Origin of the sequence: Brucella intermedia LMG 3301, assembly GCF_000182645.1 — a bacterium.
GTDB lineage: Bacteria > Pseudomonadota > Alphaproteobacteria > Rhizobiales > Rhizobiaceae > Brucella > Brucella intermedia.
This window is the reverse complement of the sequence record NZ_ACQA01000003.1, coordinates 1-23,525: the sequence shown is the minus strand read 5'-3', so window position 1 is coordinate 23,525 and position 23,525 is coordinate 1. Positions and strand designations below refer to the sequence as shown.

The window sequence follows — 23,525 nt, the reverse complement described above, 5'->3', positions numbered from 1 at the left end:
GTTATTTGCCGATTGTGCGTGACAATCCGAGTGTGCGTTCGATGACGAAGATGATGAGCAGCGTCGCCGCGATCAGCACGACCGAGATGGAAGCGGTCATCGGATCGGTGCGGCTTTCGACATAATTGAAGATTTCGACCGGCAGCGTCGTCATGCGTGGCCCGGTGATGAAGAGCGAGATCACCACCTCATCGAAGGACAGGAGGAAGGACAAAGCCGCACTTGCCACCAGACCCGGCATCATCAATGGCAGTGTGATGCGACGGAACACCGTGAACGGGGACGCACCCAGCATCGTGGCGGCCTCTTCGACCGATGGAGGCAAGGTGGAGAACGCGGTTATCATGATGCGGATGACGTAAGGGGTCGTCACGATCAGATGGGCGATCACAAGACCTGTAAATGTGCCGAGAAGTTCCAGCCGCACGAAGACCAACAGAATGGCGAGGCCCAGCACGATGGATGGCAGAAGCAGCGGCGCGGTAAAGAGGTTCAGCACCGCTTCGCGTCCACGGAACTGATAACGGCGGATCGCATAGGCTGCCGGGATACCCGCCAGAAGCGACAGGACGGTAACGACCGATGCAATGCCAAGGCTGATCCAGAACGCCTGGATGAGCGTTTCATGGTGCAGCATTTCCGCATACCACCGCACGCCCCAGCTCTGCGGCGGAAACGTCAGATAGTTATCGTTGCTGAACGATAACGGCACCACCACCAGAATGGGGGCCAGCAGGAACAGGTAAAGCAGGCCGACCAGAAGGCGGAATGGCAATGAAGTTGAACCGATCATCTCATTTCTCCTTGCCGGTCAGTCGATGCGACGTGCGATACGGGAATAGACCATCAGAGCGAGGCCGAAGATGATCAGGACAATGACGGAGGTTGCGGCGGCCCGCGGCCATTCAAGCTGGATCACGGCCTGATCGTAGATTTCCGTCGCCAGCAGGAACACGCGCCCCCCGCCAAGCAGTTTGGGCGTGATGAAGGAACTGATTGCCAGCACGAAGCAAAGCAGGCAGCCAAGCGCGATACCCGGCAAGGTGAGCGGCAGGATGATGCGGCGAAACCGGGTGAAGGCATTGGCGCCGAGGGATGCCGCAGCCTCCTCAAGCGAAGCGTTCAGGCGCCCGAAACCGGCAATCAGCGACAGCGCCATGTAGGGGATCAGGATTTCCACCATGCCGATGAACACACCAAGCGTATTGTTGACGAGCCTGATGGGGGAGGAAATGACGCCGAGGTTCATCAAGGCTCCGTTGACGAGCCCCTGATCCCCTAGAAGCACCATCCAGCCATAGGTGCGCACCACGCTGCTGACGAGCAGCGGCGAGACCGTCACCACGAAAAGAAAGTTGCGCCATACGGGTGAAACACGGTGCAGGAAAAGCGCAATCGGATAGGCGCAGACGAGCGTTGCCAGCGTGATGAATGCGCTCAGCCAGAGCGAGTTGAACACAAGCCCCCAGTTGAAGCTGTCGGTGAAGAAGTTGATGTAGTTTTCGAACGTATAGCGGTCTGTCAGGACACCGCCGCTCTCGCTTTGCAGGAAAGATATCTGCGCCAGATGCGCAACCGGCGCGATAAAGGCGATGAGATTGATCAAGGCCATCGGCAGAAGAAGCGCAACGGCGACGAGACCGTAACGCCTGCGTCTCGACGGCTTTGCCGGGATGATGCCGGTTGATGTGATCGCTGTCATGACGTCAGCTCCCGAAAACCAGCATATCTTCTGGTTTCCATTCGCACAGCAGCCGGTCACCGGTATGGAATGCATGTCCCGCGCTGGCGGTCGGCACTTCAACTTTCAGGCAGGCGCCCTCGATCTCGATGTCGTATTGAACGATGTCGCCGATATAGGTCGTACGCTCAACCACGCCGTGCGCGCTGTTGGTTACGACGCTAACAAGATTGCGATCGCGGTTGGGCGTGAGATTGATGCGATGCGGACGAATGGCGATCTGCCCGGACCCGCGTGACTTTCCATGCGTGTTGCAGCGATAGGCGGCGCTGCCGAGACGGCAGACATTTTCGTCGAGGATCTCGCAATTGTGGACATTGGCGCGACCGACGAATTTGGCGACGAACAGCGAGGATGGCTTTTCATAGATTTCTTCCGGCGAACCAAGTTGCGCCAGCCTGCCGCTATCCATAACGCCCACGACATCGCACATTGTCAGCGCTTCTACCTGATCATGCGTGACGAAGACCGTGGTGATATCGAGGCGTTTCTGAATCTCGCGGATTTCGATCCGCATGTCGTCGCGCAGCTTCGCATCCAGATTGGACAGGGGCTCATCGAGCAGAAGAATACGCGGACGAATGACCAGCGCGCGCGCAAGCGCCACGCGCTGCTGCTGGCCGCCGGACATTTCCTTGGGCTTGCGCGAGCCATAGCCGGGAAGCCGCACCATTTCGAGTGCTTCTTCCACCCGCTTCTTCGCCTCAGCCTTGGCAACCTTGCGCATATCGAGGCCGAAAGCGACATTCTCGGCCACCGTCATATGCGGGAACAGGGCATAGTTCTGGAAAACCAGACCGATATCGCGCTGATGGGGCGGCCTATGCGAAATATCGTTGCCATCGATCAGGATGTTGCCGTCCGAAATCGATGCGAGACCCGCAATCATGCGTAATGTCGTGGTCTTGCCGCAACCGGACGGGCCGAGGAGACCGAGCAGTTTTCCGCGGGGAAGATCGAGATGAAGATCGTCCACTGCCCGGTAATTGTTACCGTAAAGCTTGGTGAGGGCTTTCAACTGTAGAAATGAGCTTTCTGCTGCCATATCGAAACCTGCAAGGGTTCGGTGCCGCCCCGAAAAAACGGGGCGGAAGCGTAAATTTCAGGGTGAGGTAGGTTTAACGACCAGCCGGAATGATCTGGCGCCGCCAGGGATTGAGCAACTTGTCGCGCATATCGCCGATAGTCATCCAGTCGACCGGAATGAGCTTCTCGCGTTGAGCCGTATCCATGTACGGGATGCGCTTTTTCGTTGCGTCGTTCACAGCCGCTTTCGTGTTCGATGGCGCATAGAACATGATCTCGGCGAAACGGGCCTGCGCCTCGGGGCTTATCGCGTAATCGATGAAGGTCCTGGTTGCATCCATGTTCTTGCCGTTGGCAATGGCGCTGATCACATTCACCTGCGCAGCCGTGCCTTCCTTCGGCCCGACCGACTGAAGCTTTCCGCCAGTCTGATCATAATAGAACTGCGCACGCGCATTATAACCGATGGAGAGGGTCGCCGTTCCGTTTGCAACCAGCGTATAGGCATCGGGCTTCGGTTCCCACGTCTGTACGGCAGGCGCCAGTTCCACCAGCTTGTCTACGCCGGGCTTTACGGTCTTCGTATAATCGCCTTCACCGGCAAGCCGGTTTGCAATGATCGTAAGCAGGATGGCCTGAATATCACCACCGCCCTGCGCCGGGATGATGACCTTGCCGCTTTGCTGCTTGTCCCAGAGCGCTTCCCAGCTATCCGGCGCACCTTGCCCAAATGCATCATGATTATAAAGCAGCGAAAGCGTGTCATATGTGATTGGAATTGCAGCGCCGGCGAGTTCCTTGCCGAGCTTAGCCACATCCGCATAATTTTTGAGCGTCGCTGGGTCGAGCTTTTCAACCAGCCCTTCCTCATCGGCTATCTTGGCGACCGAGAGATCGTAGATTACCGCATCCGTCTGCGGCGAGGACTTCTGGGCACGCATGTTGCCAAGCGATGTCGCTGCATTCTGCACCCCGTAATAAGTGACCTTGATGTCGGGATGTTCCTTCTGGAACGGTTCGATGACGGCCTTGACGTAATTGTCCTGAAATGCGCCGCGATAACCCATTACGGTAATTTCCGCAGCATTGGCTGCGAAAACAGTCAGAGCCGAAACACTCAACGCTAAACTCGCCAGAAAAGCCGATTTTCTGTTGATCAGACGTGCCATCAGTCACTCCCCTTTTGTTTGAGAACAAGGTGGAGAATGGTGGCGGGAGCGTCCAACGACTTATTCTGTCCGCCTGTTCGATTTTGCTTTATGCCTTTGAAACTCGGAGCTTTTGCTCCTGCATTTCAGGCGAAGATACTGGTCTGATGAAACCTGCATCCAGCACGTGATGAAATTCTGATCCATTGCCTGTTTTTTGAGCAGATTCCCGCTGAGCGGTAGCCATTCGCCCGTTGCCTTATGCCTTTGTCGCCTCGAAACCACCGGCATCGCAAGACTGGCACGGTCCTTGCTTCTCTAAAATCGAACACCGAGCCGCGCGACACCGCATGACTTGTGGTGATCGATCAACCGAGGATGACAGAGAGACTAGCCGATGACCAAGTACAAGCTCGAATACATTTGGCTCGATGGATGCACCCCTGCTGCCGGACTGCGCGGCAAGACGCAGATCAAGGAATTCGATGCTTTCCCGACGCTCGACCAACTGCCGCTCTGGGGTTTCGATGGTTCTTCCACGATGCAGGCTGAAGGCCGCAGCTCGGATTGCGTGTTGAAGCCGGTCGCGATCTATCCCGATCCTGCCCGCAAGAACGGCGCTCTCGTGATGTGCGAAGTCATGATGCCGGATGGCATCACGCCGCATCCGTCCAACAGCCGTGCAACCGTCCTTGAAGACGATGATGCATGGTTCGGCTTCGAGCAGGAATATTTCTTCTACAAGGACGGTCGTCCGCTCGGCTTCCCGGAACAGGGTTTCCCCGCCCCGCAAGGACCGTATTACACCGGCGTCGGCTACAAGAATGTCGGTTCCATCGCCCGCAAGATCGTCGAGGAGCATCTCGATCTCTGCCTGGATGCGGGCATCAATCACGAAGGCATCAATGCGGAAGTGGCCAAGGGCCAGTGGGAATTCCAGATTTTCGGCAAGGGTTCTAAAAACGCCGCAGACCAGATGTGGATCGCCCGTTACCTCCTGCTTCGTCTTTGCGAGCAGTACGAAATCGACATCGAGTTCCACTGCAAGCCGCTCGGCGATACCGACTGGAACGGCTCGGGCATGCACTGCAACTTCTCGACCAGATACATGCGTGAAGTGGGCGGCAAGGATTATTTCGAAGCCCTCATGGCGCAGTTCGAGAAGAATTTGCAGGACCATATCGACGTTTACGGCCCGGACAACCACATGCGCCTGACCGGCAAGCACGAAACCGCTCCGTGGAACAAGTTCTCCTATGGCGTTGCCGACCGCGGCGCCTCGATCCGCGTTCCACACTCCTTCGTGAGGGATGGATATCGCGGTTATCTCGAAGATCGCCGCCCGAATTCACAGGGCTGCCCATACCAGATCGCTTCGCAGGTCCTGAAGACGATTTCTGAAGTCCCGACCTCGGAAGACGAAGCACTCGCTGCCTGATTTCCAGACGAACGGCCCGGTGGAGGAATTCAGCGGGCCGGTGGTTGGGTTTCTCGGAAAACCGCAAACAACAAAAAAGGCCGGGGCGAAAACGCACCGACCTTCCTGATCATCGCTTTACTACCAGTGCCAGTACATCCGTGGTCAAAAGCATCAAGCGATGAAGGCTATTGCGAGCGACAGACGCGTTCCAGCGCTCTTAAGCAATGCCTATGACAGCCATATAGGCGCACATCTTGTTCAAAACAAGGTCGTGCATCAAATTAGTTCCGGCTTCCCCTTCCCGCGCAAGACCGAAGCATATCGTTCCCAGGATGCCCGAACGACCTGTCTGCGTCCGTCCACATCATCCTCCATGATTATCGATCGCCATCGCACTGCGGAACGTCCGGGCCGTTATCCCCGCTGATCTGAATGAACGGGTGACAGGATTGGGAAACCGAACGAGCGCCGATGGCAGAAGCCTGGGGAGACTGGATTCCTTGCAAACGGCCCAGACTCGAATCATTGACTTTTGAAAATGGCCGCATTTAAACACCTGTCACATTCCTGTAATGGATCAATCCCCCCGCGACCGCGTAACCCGGTGCGCTGCGTAAGAAATCAAGAGTAAATCATGGCAAACGAAGATCTCGAAGCTCGGCATCTGGAGACTCTTGATCGCGACCTTGGCCGCTTCGTCAAGCTGGAAACGGCGGCGAGCTACGTCTCCCGTCCGCTCGTGGCGCCCGGCATCGCTCTTGTATTCATCATGCTTGCCGGGCTTGGAGCGGCGATGCTGCTGGGTCATTCCAGCCAGATGTTCATCGTTGTCGCCGCAGCCGTCTTCGGCGCTTACATGGCGTTGAATATCGGCGCCAATGACGTTGCCAACAATATGGGACCCGCTGTCGGGGCCAATGCGCTGAGCATGGGCGGTGCGATTGCGATTGCTGCCATTTTTGAAAGTGCGGGTGCGCTCATTGCCGGGGCCGATGTCGTCTCGACGGTGGCGACCGGCATCATTGCGCCCGATACGCTCGCAACCCCGGTCATGTTCATCTGGGCGATGATGGCGGCGTTGCTCGCCTCGGCGCTCTGGGTCAATCTTGCCACCTGGATCGGCGCTCCCGTTTCAACCACCCATGCGGTTGTCGGAGGCGTCGTCGGGGCGGGTATCGTTGCGGCTGGCTTTGGAGCGGTGAACTGGTCGCAGATGGCCGCAATCGCGGCAAGCTGGGTTATCTCGCCGGTGCTGGGTGCGATCATAGCCGCCGGTTTTCTCTGGCTGATCAAAGCCCGTATCGTCTACCGCGCGGATAAGATTGCCGCTGCCCGCGTTTGGGTGCCCATTCTTGTCGGTCTGATGGCTGGCACCTTTGCAACCTATCTGATCATGAAGGGGCTGAAGCAGCTGGTCGATGTATCGATCGAGGTCGCTCTCGCCATCGGGCTGGCTTTCGGGCTTGCAAGCTGGCTAACCTTGATCCCGGTCATTCGCCGCCAGTCGCAGGGGCTCGAAAACCGCAACAAATCGCTGAAAGTCCTGTTCAGCATTCCGCTGGTTGTTTCGGCGGCGTTGCTTAGCTTCGCCCATGGTGCAAATGACGTGGCCAATGCGGTCGGTCCGCTTGCGGCGATTGTTCAGACATCGCAGACGGGCACGTTGATTGACGGTGTCGAGATTCCGCTCTGGGTCATGCTGATCGGCGCTTGTGGCATTTCGTTCGGCCTGTGCCTGTTCGGTCCGAAGCTCATCCGGATGGTTGGCAATCAGATCACCAAGCTGAACCCGATGCGGGCCTATTGCGTGTCGCTTTCCGCCGCGATCACCGTCATTCTCGCCAGTTGGCTGGGATTGCCGGTCAGTTCAACCCACATCGCCATTGGTGCGATCTTCGGCGTCGGATTCTTTCGCGAATGGGATACGGAACGCCGGCTGAAAAAGGCGCGCCAGGCCCTGCCGCTTGAATCCATCCCGGTTGAAGAGCGTCGCCGCCGCAAGCTGGTTCGCCGTTCTCACGCGCTGACGATTGCCGCAGCCTGGGTGGTAACGGTTCCCGCTGCCGCAATTCTGTCGGCCATTCTGTTTGCCTTGCTGAACCAGTTGCCCGTGGGGAATTCCTGATTCAGCGAGCTAAAGCGTGTCGCATTTATCATATTCACAAAACACGCTTTAAGCTTTCGTGCATGTCTTTATCCCAAAACCGGTTCCCACTTTTGGGAGACATGCTTTAGGCTCCGCCGAGAATTGTAAAAGCCCCGAGCTGCAAGCCCGGGGGGTTGTCCCCGCTACTGCTCACGCCATGGGAGCCCCGGATAGAAGCTGGATTGAGCGTCAAGAAAATGCTCCAATCCCGTGGACTGATTGACACCATCATAGGGTCATCAAGGCAGGCGGCATAAATGGAATTCAAGGAGACTGGCATGAGCGTGCAATTTGCCCCGCAGCTGACGGTGTGCGGGATTGAGGAACTGGCCGGGCAGCGAGCGCGAAAGGTCACCCATGTTCTGTCGCTGGTCGATCCAGACCTTCCCGAACTGGATGCGTTTCAGACTTTCGAGCAGCATCATCGCGTGACGTTGCGCTTTCACGACATCATCAATGCCGCCGACAATCACACAATGCCAACGCCGGATCATATGAGCTCGATCCTCCAGTTCGGCTCGGACTTCCTCGCTGCACAGAACGGGGAAGCGCCGCGCCACCTGCTGGTCCATTGCCATATGGGCGTGTCGCGTTCGACGGCGGCCATGGTTTCGCTCATGGCGCAGGGCAATCCCGACGAAAACGCTGAAAACCTTTTTGCGCGCCTTGTCGCCATTCGCCCGCAGGCCTGGCCGAATTCACAGATGATCGGCTTTGCCGACGAGCAGCTTGGGCGTAAAGGCGAACTGACCGACGCATTGCGCAGGCATTACGGCCGCCAGATCGAACGCAACCCGCAATTTACGGAATGGATGACAAGGCTGGGCCGTCAGGCCGAGCTTCAGATGGCGATACCGGCTTCACCGTCGACGGCATCATCGATGTGACCACATCAGCCTGCGAAAGAAAAAGGCGCCTTTCGGCGCCTTTTTCCTAACTTATCAATCGACCAGCCCATATCAATATACAGGCGCCGATGAAGCCCGCGATCAGATAGCCCAGCCAGCCGCCGAACGAAACACCGAGCAATCCGAAGATAAAACTCGCTACGGCTGCGCCGATGATACCGAGAATGATATTCATGAATATCCCGGTATTGCTGTTCATGAAATTGGAGGCAATCCAGCCGGCCAGACCGCCGATGATGATTGCCGCAATCCAGCCTATTCCTGCGCTTCCCATCGAGAACCCTCCTGATTACAGTCCGGCGGGCACCTTGCCGCCGTTATCCTTCAGTTTCTGAATGACCTGCTTGTGCAGCCAGACATTCATGGTCGCGGAATCACCCGTGTCACCGGTATAGCCCAGTTCCTTGGCAAGTTCCTTGCGGTGCTCCAGGCTGCTGTCGAGGCCAAGAGCCTTCATCAGATCGACGATCGAAGTCTTCCAGTTGAGCTTCTGGCCGCTTTTGGCAACGGCGGCATCAAGAATAGCGCCTACGTCGACGCTGCCCGCAGCAGCGGGTGCCGACTGTGCCGGAGCGGCAGCGCTCGGCGATGCGGTTGGCGTCGGCGCTGGCGAAGCAGCGGTTTCCGTGGAAGGCGTTGCAGCCTGCGCCTCTCCCCAAATGGCGTTCTTAATCTTGTCGAAAATCCCCATCACGAACTCCAATCGTTGAAAAATCGATATGCCCCCAAACTCCCGACTTAGGACGATCGGAAACCTGGACACAGCAAATCATCCGGTGATTCCCGGACAAACGCTCGAAGTAAATGAAGATGAAGCGGTTTTGTTCCCTATAAAGTTGTAACAGAAAGTTTCAGCGTGTCTTGATCGCGCATCTGTGCAGCTAGGCGCGTGCCGATCGGACGTGCCGGAATCAGCCTGATGTTCTGCGCCGGACATATCGCCAGCCCGAAACAATCCCCTATCTTGTTACGCATCAGCCCCGAACAAGGGAGTGGCCGCGCGTGCACAAGCAGCTTGTTACGTTCAATGCCGGTTCGTCGACCGTCAAGATCGGCACCTTCGCCTTTGACGGACAGCAACTCCGAAAACGGGCGCGGGGCGAGATTGATCTGAACGAATCTCCCGTGACCTTTCGATTGCGCGGTGAAAGCGGGAACCTCGACATTGCCCTGGCATCTGCGGATGCCGGGAATATCGTCAGCATTCTGGAAGAACTGTTCGCACGATTGTCCGATCATATCAGCCCCGGCAACATTCTCGGCGTCGGTCACCGCGTCGTCTTTGGCGGGGATCAATTCGCCGGGCCGGTCTTGTTAGACGACAAACATATCGAAGCCATCGAGAGCCTTTCCATTTACGCGCCGCTCCACCAGCCCAAAAGCACAGCTCTGATAAAGGCCGTCCGGAAACTCCTCCCCCATCTTCCGCAGGCGGCCTCCTTCGATACCGCCTTCCACCAGACCATACCGGACAAGATCAGGCGTTTTGCGGTTCCCATCGCCCTCCACGAACGCGGAATAAAGCGATATGGCTTTCACGGCTTGTCCTACAAATCCATCATCGCGAACTTTTCCCGACGAGTGCCGGAGCTTGCTGGCGGGAGGATCGTCGCCGCACATCTGGGAAGCGGGGCAAGCCTGTGCGCCATGGACGGCGGCAAAAGCGTCGACACCAGCATGAGCTTTTCCACGCTTGACGGCATTCCGATGGCGACCCGTTGCGGAACCATCGATCCCGGCGTTCTCCTTCATTTGTTGCAGCAGGAAAACATGCAGGCGGATGCGCTTGCCGACCTGCTTTATCATCGCTCCGGCCTTCTCGGATTGTCCGGGATAAGCAGCGATACACGCGACCTGCTCGCAAGCGATGATGCCCGTGCCCGGGAAGCCATCGACATTTTCACCGCGCGCATTGCCGGTGAAATATGCAGGCTCGCCGCGACGCTCGGCGGACTGGATGCCTTGATCTTCACCGCCGGTATCGGGGAGCACCAGCCCGCAATCCGAGAGGCGGTCTGCGAGCGTCTTTCCTGGCTTGGTTTTGAAATCGACGCTGCCGCCAACAAAAACAATGCTTTCCGGATCACGCGCCCAACCTCGCCGGCAGCGGCCTTCGTGTTTGCTACCGACGAGGAACAGATTATCGCCGCCGAAACGCTGGACGCTCTTCGGAACCCCGCAGTTACAGCGCCCGCCGCATCTGCGTAACCATCCGCGAAGGAGACAGAGAATGACCAAAGCACCGGCCCAAGGCCCCCTGGCACCTCAGCAGCTCGCGCTGATCGATCGCTACTGGAAAGCGGCGAACTATCTTTCGGTGGGGCAGATCTACCTGATGGACAATCCCCTGCTGCGCAAACCGCTGGAACCTGAGCATATCAAGCCACGACTGCTCGGCCACTGGGGGACGACGCCCGGCCTGAATTTCATTTACGCGCACCTCAATCGCATCATTCGGGAAAGAAATGCCAACATAATCTACATATGCGGGCCGGGGCACGGTGGACCGGGCATGGTAGCGAACACCTATCTGGAAGGTTCCTATTCTGAAATCTATCCGGGCGTGAGCGAGGATGAGGCAGGAATGCGCAAACTGTTCCGGCAGTTTTCCTTTCCCGGCGGCATACCAAGCCATGTCGCGCCGGAAACCCCGGGCTCGATCCATGAGGGCGGCGAGCTGGGATATGCGCTTGTGCACGCCTATGGCGCCGCTTTCGACAATCCTGATCTGGTGGTCGCCTGTGTGGTCGGCGATGGAGAGGCGGAAACGGGAACCCTTGCCGCCTCGTGGCATTCCAACAAGTTTCTCAATCCCGCACGCGACGGCGCCGTGCTGCCGATCCTTCATCTGAACGGCTATAAAATCGCAAATCCCACCATCCTCGCCCGCCTTTCCGATGACGACCTCACCAGTCTCTTCAGGGGCTATGGCTATGAGCCGTTCTTCGTCGAGGGCAGCGAACCCGAGGCCATGCACCAACAGATGGCAGCAACCCTCGATGCGATCTTCGCCCGGGTCGAGACGATAAAGCGAAGTGCCGATGTGAAATCACCGGAGCGCCCCCGCTGGCCCATGATCATTCTGCGAAGCCCGAAAGGTTGGACCGGCCCGAAGGAGGTCGACGGGCTGATCGTAGAGAATTACTGGCGATCGCATCAGGTTCCCGTCGCTAATTGCCGCGAAAATGATGCGCATCGCAAAATTCTTGAAAACTGGATGAAAAGCTATGACCCGGAGGACCTGTTTGACGAAAAAGGTGCGCTGAAGCCCGAACTGCGCGCGCTCGCGCCGCAGGGCGAACGGCGCATGGGGGCCGGCCCGCATGCAAATGGCGGCTTGCTTCGCAAGGAACTGCACACGCCCGACTTCCGGCAATATGCCGTCGAGGTCACCGAACCGGGAGCGCTGGAAGGGCAATCCACCAAAATACTCGGTGAATATCTGCGCGACGTGCTGAAGCTGAACGAGCGGGAGAAGAATTTCCGTGTCTTCGGTCCCGATGAGACCGCTTCAAACCGTCTCGGCGCGGTCTTCGATGCCAGCGACCGCGTGTGGATGGCTGAAACCTTAGACATAGACGACCATCTGTCGGCCGATGGCCGCATCATGGAAGTATTGAGCGAGAATCTGTGTCAGGGCTGGCTGGAGGGCTATCTGCTGACCGGAAGGCACGGGTTTTTCTCCTGCTACGAAGCCTTCATCCATATTGTCGATTCCATGTTCAACCAGCATGCAAAATGGTTGCAGGTCGCGCGCGAACTGAAATGGCGAAAACCGATTTCATCGCTCAACTATCTTCTGACCTCTCATGTCTGGCGTCAGGATCATAACGGCTTTTCCCATCAGGACCCGGGCTTTGTCGATCTGGTGGCCAATAAGAGCGCCGATATCATCCGCGTCTATTTTCCCCCGGACGCCAACACGCTGCTGTGGGTTGCCGATCACTGCCTTAAAACCTGGGATCGCATCAACGTCATCGTGGCGGGAAAACAGCCTGAACCGCAATGGCTGTCGATAGACGAGGCCGTGCGCCATTGCGAAGCCGGTCTCGGCATATGGGACTGGGCCGGAACCGAGGACGGTCTGGAACCCGACATCGTGATGGCCTGCGCGGGTGATGTGCCAACGATGGAAGTTCTCGCCGCTGTTTCTCTCCTGCGCCAGTCCCTGCCGCATCTGCGCATCCGCGTCGTCAATGTCGTGGACCTGATGGTTCTGCAATCACCGCAACACCATCCGCACGGCATTGCCGACGACGAGTTCGACCGCATCTTCACGACCAACCGGCCCGTCATCTTTGCTTACCACGGTTATCCCTATCTCATTCACCGGCTGGTCTATAAACGCACCAACCATTCCAATTTCCACGTGCACGGCTTTATCGAACAGGGAACCACGACCACGCCTTTCGACATGACGGTGCTGAACGAACTGGACCGGTTTCATCTGGCCATGGCGGCTGTCAGGCGGCTGCCAATCGGCAATGACGTGGCGGGTCCTTTGATCGCCACGTTCGAGGAAAAGCTGGTTCTTCACAAACGTTACGTGCGGGAACATGGCGAAGACATGCCGGAAATCCGGGATTGGAAATGGGACGCACGGCTGTAAGCAACCGCGCGAAGAAGCGCGGCGCCCGCAGGCACCGCGCTTCAGGTTCAGCCAGTGTCGCAGGCGCCGTGAGGGCGCGATGCTGACGTGCGGGTTTTCTCACCAGCGCTTCAACCCCAGCAGTTTCTCGCCAAGCAGGGTCAGCGCGACTGTCTCGGCGTTGTGTTTTTCCCATTCGCGCGGATCACCGGGAAAAGCGTCGCGCCTTGGATGATCGCGCTCCCGCCAGAGCCGGATGCGTTCCAGTCGTTCGGTCTCGTTTTCCCATTCGGCAGGGTGCATGGAGATATATTGCGCCATGCGCACCCGGTTGTCGGAATGGTTCGGCCTGACGCCATGCGCCAGCAGCGAATTGAAGATCATCAGGTCGCCTGGCTCCATGTCGATATTGACCACTTCGAGCCCGGTCATGTCGGGATGCATGGGGTCGCGGTCGTCCGGCTGTGTTTTCACCCATTCCTCGAAATGCTCGAACAGATAGGGCACGCACTGGAAACCGCCCACATCGCCATCCTGCTTCTGCAGGCTAAGCACACCCTGCACGCCGATTGGCAGAGGCCGGATCGAAGTGTCCACGTCCCAATGAATGAAGCCGTGCGGGTTGCCCTTGATCTTCTTTGGCGGATTGAGGTTGGCCCGGTCGATGGTGACCCAGAGGTCCTCCCTGTCCCATATATCGACAAAGACGTCATAGACACGCTGCTCCATACGATTGTCCCAAAGATACTGGTGATTGTAGATTTCCAGCATCCCGGTATTGTTGAGCTCCTTCATCTTGTGCTCGCGCCGCTGCGGCGCATACCAGGTTGAAGGGTCTTTCGGGTCCTTTTCGTCGAATTCCCAGAGCAGATCGACAAGACGCGCAACATTGGCCGCCGGGACGGCCTGACGGACGATGACATATCCCCTTGTCGTCCAATGTTCCCAATCGGCCTTTGACAGGACGCGCAGCGGCAGGTTCTTCCTGATGTCCTTCAACTGGATCGTCGCGGCTGCGGTCGGATGGCTGTCGCGCTTGGTCATTGTGGTGTCCTGCATATCGTTCTCCCATCATATGCTTGCCCGGAACCGGGGATGCAGGAAAGCTAATGGTTTCCCGCGCGCCATGTTGCGCCCAAATGGACAAAACTGATACTATTCCAGCGTCGAACCTGTACCCCAAGGCAACATGAAGCCACTTCTTGAACATTTGCCCGCATCGCCGGACGCTTCCTGGAGCATGCTCAATCGGCGTCTCGACGATGCGATCCCCTTCGAATGGCATCATCATCCCGAGTTTGAATTGACGCTGACGCTCAATTCCCGCGGCCAGCGCTTCATCGGAAACCACGTCGCCGAATACGACCATGGCGATCTCGTCCTCATTGGCCCCGATCTGCCGCACACATGGGCCTCGCGCGAAAAACTCGACGAGACAAAACCGCACGTGGCGCTTGTCTTCTGGTTTCGAAGGGAATGGATAGATGGCCTGACGGGGGGATCGGTGGAGCTGGCTCCCATCCGTCGCCTGATATCCGACGCCGGCACGGCTCTGGCGTTTGATCCGGCGCTCGGTCGTCGCCTGTCGGCGGATTTCGAGGCGCTGTTCCTGCATCCGCCGGCGCAGCGGCTGATCGGCCTGCTGACGATACTGGCAAAGCTCGCGGAGGAGCGCACGAGACAGCCACTTTCGTCCGTCATTCCCCAGCAGCATGTGGGCGACCGCTCAAGGATCGACCGGGTACTCGTGCATATCCATAAGCACTATCACGCGCCCCTGCGCATGGAGGAGCTTGCCGAAATCGCGTTCCTCAGCATTTCGGGCCTGCATCGCCTGTTCCAGCGGCACACTCAGATGAGCGTCTCCGAATATGTGATCGCCTTGCGGATCGGCGAATCCTGCTCGCGGCTTTCGGGTACGAACCAGCCCATCCAGCACATAGCCGCCGAAGTCGGCTACGCTTCCCTCGCCAATTTCAACCGGCAGTTCAGACGGTTGCGCGGCATGTCCCCGCGCGAATACCGAATGTCCTTCCGCCGGTAGGTTCGACGTTAGGCAAAGGCTCACTCACCTGCCATTGGGCTCAGGACTGCTCTGGAAAACGCATAATCAGAGGTCCTTGATCAGAAAGACCTCGGATTGGGGCTGAAACTTTCCAAAGGAAATGGCTCCGGCCTCGCGAAAGCCATTGCTCCGGTGAAATTGCTGAGGTTCCTTCTCGTCGGCAACACTCGATGTCATCAATTGCGTGGCCTGTTGTTCCCGCATCGCGGTTTCCCAGCGCTGGAACAGCAATCCGCCAATGCCGCGCCGCCGGTATTGGGGAATGACCCAGATCATATCCATGTAGGGGATAACACCCCAAAACCAGCTGTAGCGAAGAAATCCGGCAGGCTCCGCATCGGTAAGAGTAATGATATACTCGCCAGCGGAAAGACAGCGCTTCACCCAGTGCGCAGGCACGTGCGGGTCATGGCTGATCAGCCAGTCCGTATATCGGATATCAGCGGTAATAACATTCGCGTTCATTCTCTGCCTGTCATTTTGTCCGCTCCATTGGCCCCGTCGTTCGGGACCGGACCGCTTCGCCATGAGTTGTCCGTGGCAAGAAAATCGACGAACGCCCGCAGTTTCGGCGAGAGATGGCGGCTCGACGGCCACATGACCTGCAAGGGCGTGGGAATATCGAGATAATCCTCGAGAACGCTGACCAGTGTCCCGTTCGCCAATTGGGGGCGTACGCTCAGATCCGGGATGGAAACAAGGCCGATGCCTTGCTCCGCCAGGGATATTTGCGGCTCCAGTGAATTCAGCACCATGCGGGCGGTCAGGTCGGCTTCGAAGATTTCATCTTGCCTTCTGAAACGCCAGCGGTCGAGCTTGCCGGTCGTGGGGAAGCGGTAAACCAGGCACGAATGGCGCGCCAGATCCTCCGGCTTTTCCGGCACACCATTCCTGCGCAGATAATCCGGAGAGGCAACGACCGCCCGGCGATAGGAGCCGAGCTTGCGGGCCATCAAACGGGAATCGCCCTGATGGCCTGTACGGATCACGGCATCGAACCCCTCCTCGATCACGTCCACAAGCCGATCGGTAAAGTCGAGTTCCAGTTCTATTTGCGGGTGGTGGCGCGCGAAAACCGCAATGGCCGGCAGGAACAATGCGCCCAGCGACGGCAGGCTGACGCGGAGCCTGCCGCTCAGTTCCTGACAGGTCTGCGACAATTCACTTTCGGCCATCTCGAATTCACACAGGATGCGGTGGCATCGGTCGAGAAACTTCACGCCTTCCGGCGTCAGCGAAATGCTGCGGGTGGAACGATGGAACAGCCTTGTGCCGAACCGTTCCTCCAGCCGCACCACTGCCTTGCTTACAGCAGACGGCGAAATGCTCAACCGACGCCCCGCCTCCGTGAAACCTCCGGTTTCGGCTGCCTGCACGAAAGCGCGCAATGCGCCAAGACTGTCCATCCTCTGAGCCTCCATGCCCGACATAAATGTCAAAAGTATTTGGAATTATAGCCTACTTTTCTTGATTGGCGAGATTGAGCAATTTCCCCAACCCGATTTACCAATAGGATTTTGCTCCATGACATCCACCTCCACCCCTCGACAAAGCACGGAAAGGCTGCCCGTCGGGGCGCTGCTGGCCCTCGCCATGGCGGGCGTCATCACGCTCATGACCGAAGTCATGCCCGCTGGCCTTCTTCAACAGATCAGCCCCAGCCTCGGCATTACCGACAGTCTGGCGGGGCAGATGATATCCGTTTACGCCGCAGGCTCGTTTCTCACCGCCATTCCGCTCATCACTTTCACGCAAAAACTGCGCCGTCGCCCGCTTCTGCTCATGGCGATCGTCGGCTTCGCGGTGGTGAATGCCGTAACCGCCCTTTCCAACAGCTTCGCGCTGATGCTCATCGCCCGGTTCTGCGCCGGAATATCCGCCGGCCTGGTGTGGGCGTGGCTTGTTGGCTATGCAGCCCGGCTTGCGCCATCGCATCTTGCCGGACGTGCGATTGCCATTGTCGGCATCAGCGCGCCGCTGGCATTTTCCTTCGGCGTTCCGGCAGGCACATTTATCGGTGCGCTGGCCGGATGGCGGCTCGCTTTCGGATTGATGAGCCTTCTCGCGCTTGCCCTCGCCATCATGATCCACTTCATCGTGCCGGACCTTCCCGGACAGAAGCAGGAACAGCGGTTTTCCGTGCCGGATACACTGCGCATACCGGGCGTGCTGAAGATACTCGGCATGACGCTGGCATTCGTGATCGCACATAATATCCTTTACACCTATGTGTCGCCGTTCCTGAGCCTTTCCGGCCTGTCGGCCCGCGCCGACATGGTGCTCTTCATCTTCGGCATTGCGGGAATTGCCGGTCTCTGGGTCGTCGGCACGTACATCGACCGCAAGCTGTGGCCAATGATGCAAGGCAGCATCATCGTTGTTGCCGTCTGCGCCATCGCCTTCGGGGTCTGGAACACCTCGCCGCTGATCGTTCTTGCCACCGCCGGCCTGTGGGGACTGATTTTTGGCGGCGTTCCAACGCTGCTTCAGACAGCGCTCGCCAAAGCTGCCGGCAGCGCGGCGGACGTGGCGCAAGCAATGCTCGTCACCTTCTGGAATCTCGCCATTGCCGCAGGGGGACTGATCGGCGGCCTTGTTCTCGGCGGTTTGGGCGCAGGCTATCTTCCCTGGGCGATGGTCGCATTTCTCGCGGTCACATGGCTGATTTCGCTTCAGTCACATGCCGTTGAGCTCTCTGCTGAAACGCAACCATAAGCCGGGGAACGAGGGACATGGGCTCGGCAAATGCTGGACATGGAATGCCGGGCGTGGCTGGCTTCCAGCAGTCTCGTCCGCTCATGTCACCTCTTGCGCGCCACGATATAGGGGCGATTATCGTTGCCCCTCGCGGCGTGGCGTTCAACGGCAAGGATATCGAAGCCCGCCGCAGATATTTGCTGGCTCAGTTCCGTCGCCGGGAAGACGCCCGCATAGGGCGCCTTGCCGATCAGGCGCATCGCGGGCAATGCCAGCCGGATGAGCGGGTTCATGTCGCCCACGCAAGGCGTCTTGGAAATGAACAAGCCTCCCGGCTCAAGCAAAGTGTGGATCGAGCGCAGCGTGTCCGACAGGTCACGAACCAGATGGAGATAGTTGAAACCAAGAACCACGTTGAACCGTGCCGCCTCTGAGGCAAGCGCCTGCGCAGTCGCCGTTCGGAAGGAGAGAGCCGGGACCGGGGCAGCGGCAAGCTTTTCGTTGGCAATCGCGATCATTCCGGCAGAAAAATCTGTCGCTAGATAATGCTGAACAGCACCGGCAAGCTTAAGCGCTGTCGTTCCTGTTCCGCAGCCCAGTTCCACCACCTTGTCGCTTGCACCAAGCAAAGCCCGGGTCCGGTCCAGCGTGCGCTCATAGCCGATCTGATCCGCGATCTTGCCCATGGCATATTTCCGCGATGTCCGATCCCAGAAACGCGCATCGCTTGCTGTGTTCATGAAGGGCCGCCTCCCAACCACCGTTGCACGCATGAATAGTGCAGAAATGTGATTGCGTGAAGAGGCGGCTCTCCGCGCCCGGGCTGATGAATGCTTCAATCAGCAAAGGCTTTTCTGTCTGGTGCGACGCTGAACCAGATAGGTAGCAACGGTAGCAGCGAACAGCAGCAATGCCGTTGCCACCACGACAGCGACATAGGCATTCTCGAACGCCTGCGAAGCGAGCGTGGTCAACGCACGGGCGTCAGCGGCGGCCATCGATTGCGCTGCAAGCAGCGCCTCATCAAGGCTGTCGCGGACAACAGGAGGAATGCCTGAACCGGCTGGCAGAACGAGGCTCGCCGTATAGAACGCTGACAGGATACTGCCGAAGATCGTTACGCCCAGAGCATTGCCAAGCTCGAACGAGACTTCCTCCACCGAAGCGGCCATCCCCGCTTTTTCGGCAGGCGCGCTTCCCATGATCGAGGATGATGCGCCGGTCATCGCACAGCCGACGCCAAAGCCAAGGACGGCAAGCCCCGCCAGATAGAAGTGCGCCGAGATCCGGTAGGTGAGGATGTAGATCATCACCCCGAGCGCCGTAACGCCGAGCGATATCCAGAGCACCTTGCCCGCACCGAAGCGCGGCAACATTGCGCCCGCAAGCGGCCCCGCAACGAAAGCTGCCAGCGGGATAGGCAGAATGGTCAGGCCCGCCTGGAGCGGTGTCATGCCTTCGATCAGCTGCATGCGCTGGCTGAAAACCAGTTCCATGCCGGTCATCGAGCCCGACGCGACCAGAGCTGCAAACACGCCCAACGAGAACAGTCTCGTCCTGAACAGCGAGAAATCGATCAGTGGTTCAGCGCTTGCAAACTGTCTGCGGACGAAGATCGTCGTGGCAGCAAGGCCGATGACGAGCGCTGCCGCAAAAATGGACATGGAAGCATCGCGCTTTGCAAGTTCCTTGACGGCATAGGTGAGCGCGATCAGCCCCACCATGATCTGGATCGACCCGACCAGGTCCCATTTGCGCTGTGAGCCGAGCGGACGGTTTTCAAGGTGGAAGGCCGAAAGCCCGAGCGCAACCAGAACGACCGGCACATTGATCAGAAAGACCGAACCCCACCAGAAATATTCCAGCAGAATGCCGCCCGCGACCGGACCGATGGCAGCGCCACCCGAAGCGATTGCCGCCCATATGCCGATGGCAAGCGAGCGTTCTTTCTCATCGGTGAACGTGAGGCGGATGATCGAAAGTGTGGCAGGCATCATCATGGCCGCACCGCAGGCAAGGAATGCGCGCGCCGCAATCAGAATTTCCGGATTTGGCGAATAGGCTGCACAGAGCGAGGCAAGGCCAAACACCGCCAGCCCGTTCATGAACATGCGCTTGTGGCCGAGCTTGTCACCGAGCGTGCCGAGGCCCGGCAGCAGACCTGCTACCACCAGAGGGTAGATGTTCATGATCCAGAGCTTTTCCGAAGCGCTGGCCGCCAGATCATGGGTAAGACGCGGCAGGGCTGTGTAAAGCACCGTCATATCCACGACGATCAGGAACAACGCGCTGGAAACAATTGCGAGAACGAGCCAGCGATTTTGCGGCAACATCGGTTCATACCTTTTCAATACGGTCGTATTCAAACTTGTCAGAGGTGCCGACGTAATATAAATCCGTCCGTATGGAAAGTAAGAAATTGCAAAAAACGGGTCGCCCGCGCTCGATCGACCGCGATCATGTGCTCGACATGGCCGAGAAGCTGGTTGAGGAAGGCGGCATCCTTGCGCTGACCATGGACGCGGTGGCGCAGGCCGCCGGTGTAACCAAGGGCGGCGTGCAATATTGCTTCGGCAACAAAGACGGGCTGATGAAAGCCATGATCGAACGGCTGGGCGACCGGTTCGACGATCAGGTGGCGGCACGCAAGCGGCATAAGAATGACGCGATCTCACACATAGCGGCCCATATAGCGGTGACGCGCGAAAGCGACGCAGACGACGATTCGCGGTTTGCAGCCATGATGGCGAGCCTGATACCCAACTCCCATTATCTCGAGGAAACCCGCGCCTGGTATCGCAGGCAATGGGACGGGCTAGATGTTTCGACGCCGGAAGGACGGCGGGCGCGCTTGGCATTCATTGCCAATGAGGGCGCATTCTGGCTGAGAAGCTTCAACCTGTTCGAGCTGACACAGAAAGAATGGCAGTCGATCTTCGATGATATCGAAGAGCTTCTTGGCGAGCATTCAAAAGGGCGCGAATAGGTTTCAACGGCGGATCGAAGTTGGCGCTCGCTCCATCATCGCTACCGGCAGGGACAAGAAATCTGTGCCATTAGAGCGGTTCCTATTCTAACAGAATCGCCGGAACCGCTCTAACTATTTGTTTTGTCGCATTATCCAACGCATCGGAGCGGGATAAGAAATCAGTCCAGTGAACTGATTTCCCCGCGTAAACGTTTCACACTTTTGCTGGAAATGCTCTAGGGCGCGTTTCGAGAACCGTTTCACAGTTTTCGGGATGCGCTCCGGCCTCAAGAAATCTTCTTTCGGTATTCTGTAGGGCCTAGTCCCGTATGGCGTTTGAAATATTTACTTAAGTAAGACGCATCTGCAAATTCAAGATCATGTGCAATTTGCTGCATTGACCTTTTTGGCTGCATCAACTGTTTCTTGATTTCCAGTATTACCTGTCGATCGATCAACGTTTTCGGGGCATCATTAAAAAATCTCTTGGTGAGTTGCGAGAGATAATAAGGTGTCACATTCAGGAGACCCGCATAAAAGGACACTTCACGCTGATGTCTGCAATGCAGGAATATCAGCTCCCAGAATTTCCAGCAGAGCGCTTCCTGCCTGCTGTAATCATTTTTCTCGGAAATATCGAAACCGGCGGCCTTATGCGAAAGCCACAAGAACAGATTCTGAAACTGATTGACCAGAATGGTTCTCTGATATTGCAGCGGCTCTTCGTAAATGAAAGCGGTCATCTTCTCCCAGACCGAGAGAAAACGAATGGTACGCTCATCGGCCTTAAAAAACGGATGCCGGCTTAGAAACAGAAACAACTCGTTTGGCAATCCATAAGCAATATCCGAGGCTATGGAGCGCTCTATCAGATAATAAGAGCAGGAAAAATCAGATGATCTATTGCTCACAGAAGCGATGGAATCGTCATAAAGAACCAGAAAATCGTCTTTCTGCATCTGGTAGCTTCGGAAATTCACCTCGAATTCGGCCGAGCCATTCTGGCAAATGAGCAGCACAACATAGCTCAATGACAATAGCTGGTTATCGTCTTCCTCGAGCCGACCTTTCCCGATCCCGAACTCGACGCCTTCGGCGGGGCGCAAGGAGCAACCTGTTTTCATTTTGTCCATCATTGCAGCGCAATCGCTTCAGATAAAGACCGTTTGTTTTCATTATTACCTACTTCACCCGGTTCCTTCCATTGTCAACTTTTCCCTGCCTTCGTTAAAAGCCGGGGACAGCAACCCTCGATAGAAATGAGAAGAACCATGCTTGAAACCGAACGTCTGATCATGCGGCCATGGCAAGATAGCGATGCAGCCAGCCTGTATAAATATGCCAGCGATGATCGGGTGGGACCGATTGCCGGCTGGCCAGTTCACCAGAGTGAGGAAGAAAGTCTGGAAATTATCCGGACCGTGTTTTCGCATCCGGAAGTCTATGCCGTCACCCTGAAAGAGGACAATGTCGCCATCGGCATGGTGGGATTACTGATCGGCAAGGACAGTAATTTTGATATCGCCGCCAATGAAGCAGAGGTTGCCTACTGGATCGGTGTCCCCTTCTGGGGAAAGGGCCTTATTCCGGAAGCTGTGAAGGAACTGATGCGCCATGCCTTCGAAGACCTGAAAATGGCGGCTCTGTGGTGTGGTTATTTCGCCGAAAACGAGCAATCCTTCAAAGCCCAGGCGAAATGTGGCTTTAAACATCACCACACGGAAGAGAAGCAGTTCAACCAGTTCATGAATGACCATCGCGTCGAACATATAAGCCATATCGGCTTGGATGAGTGGCTGGACTTACAGAAGTGATTTTCGGTGCAAACAAGGTTTGTGTGGGGCTTTGCGGCCCCTGCTCCTTTTCTGGGTTGCGGCGGATGCGAGCGATTATCCGGCTATTTTGCCCCTTTAAACGCCAAAACCCGCCGCTTGTGCGACGAGTTTTATTTTTGGTTGCGGGGGCAGGATTTGAACCTGCGGCCTTCAGGTTATGAGCCTGACGAGCTACCGGGCTGCTCCACCCCGCGTTATGGGTGCGATATTATGACCGGTTTTGGTATTTTTTGGCGCTTTGGGCGTGATTTGGTCTGTTTTGCATGGGTTTGAGAAGATGGATTGATTTGTGTGCTTAGCAGACCTGGCAGCGACCTACTCTCCCGCATCTTAAGATGAAGTACCATTGGCGCTGGAGCGTTTCACGGCCGAGTTCGGAATGGGATCGGGTGCAGCCGCTCCGCCATAACCACCAGGTCGGCGAAGAACACAAATGAGAAGCTGGTTCAGGGCAGTAAGGCAGTAGGGGAATAGGGCAGTATGTTTGGTCTGCGCCTATCCTTTGCCTTTGTGCTTTGTCTTTCTGTGCAGGCGATGGTTAAGGGCTTTAGGCAACATATTGCCTTATTGCCCTACTGCCATATTGCCTTCATCGAACTTCGTTCGATGGATATTGTAAATGGGAGTGATCAAGTCGATCGAGCTATTAGTACCGGTAAGCTGCATGCGTTGCCGCACTTCCACACCCGGCCTATCAACGTGGTGGTCTTCCACGGCTCTGATAGGGAATACTCGTTTTCAGGTGGGTTTCCCGCTTAGATGCCTTCAGCGGTTATCCCGTCCGTATATAGCTACCCTGCTATGCCGTTGGCACGACAACAGGTCCACCAGAGATACGTCCATCCCGGTCCTCTCGTACTAGGGACAGATCCTGTCAATATTCCTACACCCACGGCAGATAGGGACCGAACTGTCTCACGACGTTCTGAACCCAACTCACGTACCGCTTTAAATGGCGAACAGCCATACCCTTGGGACCTGCT

21 protein-coding genes, 1 tRNA gene and 2 rRNA genes are annotated in these 23,525 nt (G+C 57.2%); 9 read left to right on the top strand and 15 right to left on the bottom strand.

Annotated features, from left to right (window positions below; genetic code table 11):
• Position 1 precedes the first annotated feature (1 nt).
• The 4 genes from OINT_RS21560 to OINT_RS21545 form a co-directional block, all read right to left on the bottom strand.
• On the bottom strand, positions 2–793 hold the full coding sequence (locus tag OINT_RS21560; protein ID WP_006470062.1) for an ABC transporter permease: 792 nt from the start codon (positions 791–793) through the stop codon (positions 2–4).
• Positions 794–811: 18 nt separating this feature from the next.
• Entirely contained in the window at positions 812–1,702 is an 891-nt protein-coding gene (locus tag OINT_RS21555; RefSeq protein ID WP_006471844.1) for an ABC transporter permease, read from the bottom strand.
• A 4-nt stretch (positions 1,703–1,706) separates the two neighbouring features.
• Positions 1,707–2,786, bottom strand: coding sequence for an ABC transporter ATP-binding protein (locus tag OINT_RS21550; RefSeq protein ID WP_006470060.1), 1,080 nt, complete (start codon positions 2,784–2,786; stop codon positions 1,707–1,709).
• 73 nt (positions 2,787–2,859) lie between these two features.
• Positions 2,860–3,936, bottom strand: a complete 1,077-nt coding sequence (locus OINT_RS21545; protein WP_006470059.1) for an extracellular solute-binding protein — start codon at positions 3,934–3,936, stop codon at positions 2,860–2,862.
• A gap of 376 nt (positions 3,937–4,312) precedes the next feature.
• On the opposite strand from OINT_RS21545, the gene OINT_RS21540 reads away from it, so the two are divergent.
• From OINT_RS21540 to OINT_RS21525, 3 genes are all read left to right on the top strand, one after another.
• Entirely contained in the window at positions 4,313–5,353 is a 1,041-nt protein-coding gene (locus tag OINT_RS21540; protein WP_006470057.1) for a glutamine synthetase beta-grasp domain-containing protein, read from the top strand.
• Between the two features lie 616 nt (positions 5,354–5,969).
• Complete coding sequence (locus OINT_RS21530) at positions 5,970–7,460, top strand: inorganic phosphate transporter (protein ID WP_006470055.1); 1,491 nt, start codon at positions 5,970–5,972, stop codon at positions 7,458–7,460.
• Between the two features lie 299 nt (positions 7,461–7,759).
• On the top strand, positions 7,760–8,368 hold the full coding sequence (locus OINT_RS21525) for a tyrosine phosphatase family protein (RefSeq protein WP_031346241.1): 609 nt from the start codon (positions 7,760–7,762) through the stop codon (positions 8,366–8,368).
• A 46-nt stretch (positions 8,369–8,414) separates the two neighbouring features.
• On the opposite strand, the gene OINT_RS21520 is transcribed toward OINT_RS21525, so the two are convergent.
• Together OINT_RS21520 and OINT_RS21515 are read right to left on the bottom strand one after the other, a co-directional pair.
• On the bottom strand, positions 8,415–8,663 hold the full coding sequence (locus OINT_RS21520; RefSeq protein ID WP_006470053.1) for a GlsB/YeaQ/YmgE family stress response membrane protein: 249 nt from the start codon (positions 8,661–8,663) through the stop codon (positions 8,415–8,417).
• A 15-nt stretch (positions 8,664–8,678) separates the two neighbouring features.
• Positions 8,679–9,080 carry a DUF3597 domain-containing protein gene (locus OINT_RS21515; RefSeq protein ID WP_006471843.1) on the bottom strand — a complete coding sequence of 134 codons (402 nt, stop codon included), beginning with the start codon at positions 9,078–9,080 and terminating at the stop codon, positions 8,679–8,681.
• A gap of 311 nt (positions 9,081–9,391) precedes the next feature.
• Between OINT_RS21515 and OINT_RS21510 the strand changes: the two genes are divergently transcribed.
• Positions 9,392–10,597, top strand: a complete 1,206-nt coding sequence (locus OINT_RS21510) for an acetate/propionate family kinase (RefSeq protein WP_006470050.1) — start codon at positions 9,392–9,394, stop codon at positions 10,595–10,597.
• Between the two features lie 22 nt (positions 10,598–10,619).
• Positions 10,620–12,998 carry a phosphoketolase family protein gene (locus OINT_RS21505; protein WP_006471842.1) on the top strand — a complete coding sequence of 793 codons (2,379 nt, stop codon included), beginning with the start codon at positions 10,620–10,622 and terminating at the stop codon, positions 12,996–12,998.
• Positions 12,999–13,097: 99 nt separating this feature from the next.
• Here the strand turns inward: OINT_RS21505 and OINT_RS21500 are convergent, their stop codons facing one another.
• Entirely contained in the window at positions 13,098–14,036 is a 939-nt protein-coding gene (locus OINT_RS21500; protein WP_006470048.1) for a phytanoyl-CoA dioxygenase family protein, read from the bottom strand.
• 130 nt (positions 14,037–14,166) lie between these two features.
• Between OINT_RS21500 and OINT_RS21495 the strand changes: the two genes are divergently transcribed.
• Positions 14,167–15,021, top strand: a complete 855-nt coding sequence (locus OINT_RS21495) for a helix-turn-helix domain-containing protein (protein WP_006471841.1) — start codon at positions 14,167–14,169, stop codon at positions 15,019–15,021.
• Positions 15,022–15,087: 66 nt separating this feature from the next.
• Here the strand turns inward: OINT_RS21495 and OINT_RS21490 are convergent, their stop codons facing one another.
• On the bottom strand, positions 15,088–15,507 hold the full coding sequence (locus OINT_RS21490; RefSeq protein ID WP_006470047.1) for a GNAT family N-acetyltransferase: 420 nt from the start codon (positions 15,505–15,507) through the stop codon (positions 15,088–15,090).
• On the bottom strand, positions 15,504–16,448 hold the full coding sequence (locus tag OINT_RS21485; protein ID WP_006471840.1) for a LysR family transcriptional regulator: 945 nt from the start codon (positions 16,446–16,448) through the stop codon (positions 15,504–15,506). Before OINT_RS21485 ends, OINT_RS21490 begins: the two co-directional genes overlap by 4 nt.
• Positions 16,449–16,566: 118 nt before the next feature.
• Here OINT_RS21485 and OINT_RS21480 point away from each other — a divergent pair, with 118 nt between their 5' ends.
• On the top strand, positions 16,567–17,757 hold the full coding sequence (locus tag OINT_RS21480) for an MFS transporter (protein WP_100652508.1): 1,191 nt from the start codon (positions 16,567–16,569) through the stop codon (positions 17,755–17,757).
• Between the two features lie 86 nt (positions 17,758–17,843).
• On the opposite strand, the gene OINT_RS21475 is transcribed toward OINT_RS21480, so the two are convergent.
• Together OINT_RS21475 and OINT_RS21470 are read right to left on the bottom strand one after the other, a co-directional pair.
• Positions 17,844–18,479, bottom strand: a complete 636-nt coding sequence (locus OINT_RS21475; protein ID WP_006471837.1) for a class I SAM-dependent methyltransferase — start codon at positions 18,477–18,479, stop codon at positions 17,844–17,846.
• A 99-nt stretch (positions 18,480–18,578) separates the two neighbouring features.
• Complete coding sequence (locus OINT_RS21470) at positions 18,579–20,072, bottom strand: MFS transporter (RefSeq protein WP_021585687.1); 1,494 nt, start codon at positions 20,070–20,072, stop codon at positions 18,579–18,581.
• Positions 20,073–20,158: 86 nt separating this feature from the next.
• Between OINT_RS21470 and OINT_RS21465 the strand changes: the two genes are divergently transcribed.
• Positions 20,159–20,725 (top strand): TetR/AcrR family transcriptional regulator, encoded by a 567-nt coding sequence (locus OINT_RS21465; RefSeq protein WP_006471834.1) that lies wholly within the window; start codon positions 20,159–20,161, stop codon positions 20,723–20,725.
• Between the two features lie 269 nt (positions 20,726–20,994).
• Here OINT_RS21465 and OINT_RS21460 read toward each other — a convergent pair whose 3' ends face one another.
• Positions 20,995–21,843 carry a helix-turn-helix domain-containing protein gene (locus tag OINT_RS21460; RefSeq protein ID WP_006470042.1) on the bottom strand — a complete coding sequence of 283 codons (849 nt, stop codon included), beginning with the start codon at positions 21,841–21,843 and terminating at the stop codon, positions 20,995–20,997.
• A 135-nt stretch (positions 21,844–21,978) separates the two neighbouring features.
• On the opposite strand from OINT_RS21460, the gene OINT_RS21455 reads away from it, so the two are divergent.
• Complete coding sequence (locus OINT_RS21455) at positions 21,979–22,521, top strand: GNAT family N-acetyltransferase (protein WP_006471833.1); 543 nt, start codon at positions 21,979–21,981, stop codon at positions 22,519–22,521.
• A 138-nt stretch (positions 22,522–22,659) separates the two neighbouring features.
• Here the strand turns inward: OINT_RS21455 and OINT_RS21450 are convergent.
• The 3 genes from OINT_RS21450 to OINT_RS21440 all read right to left on the bottom strand — a co-directional run.
• A tRNA-Met gene (locus OINT_RS21450) sits at positions 22,660–22,736 on the bottom strand.
• Between the two features lie 108 nt (positions 22,737–22,844).
• A 5S ribosomal RNA gene (gene rrf, locus OINT_RS21445) occupies positions 22,845–22,959 on the bottom strand.
• A 208-nt stretch (positions 22,960–23,167) separates the two neighbouring features.
• Positions 23,168–23,525: ribosomal RNA gene (locus tag OINT_RS21440) — 23S ribosomal RNA — on the bottom strand; the annotation flags it as partial.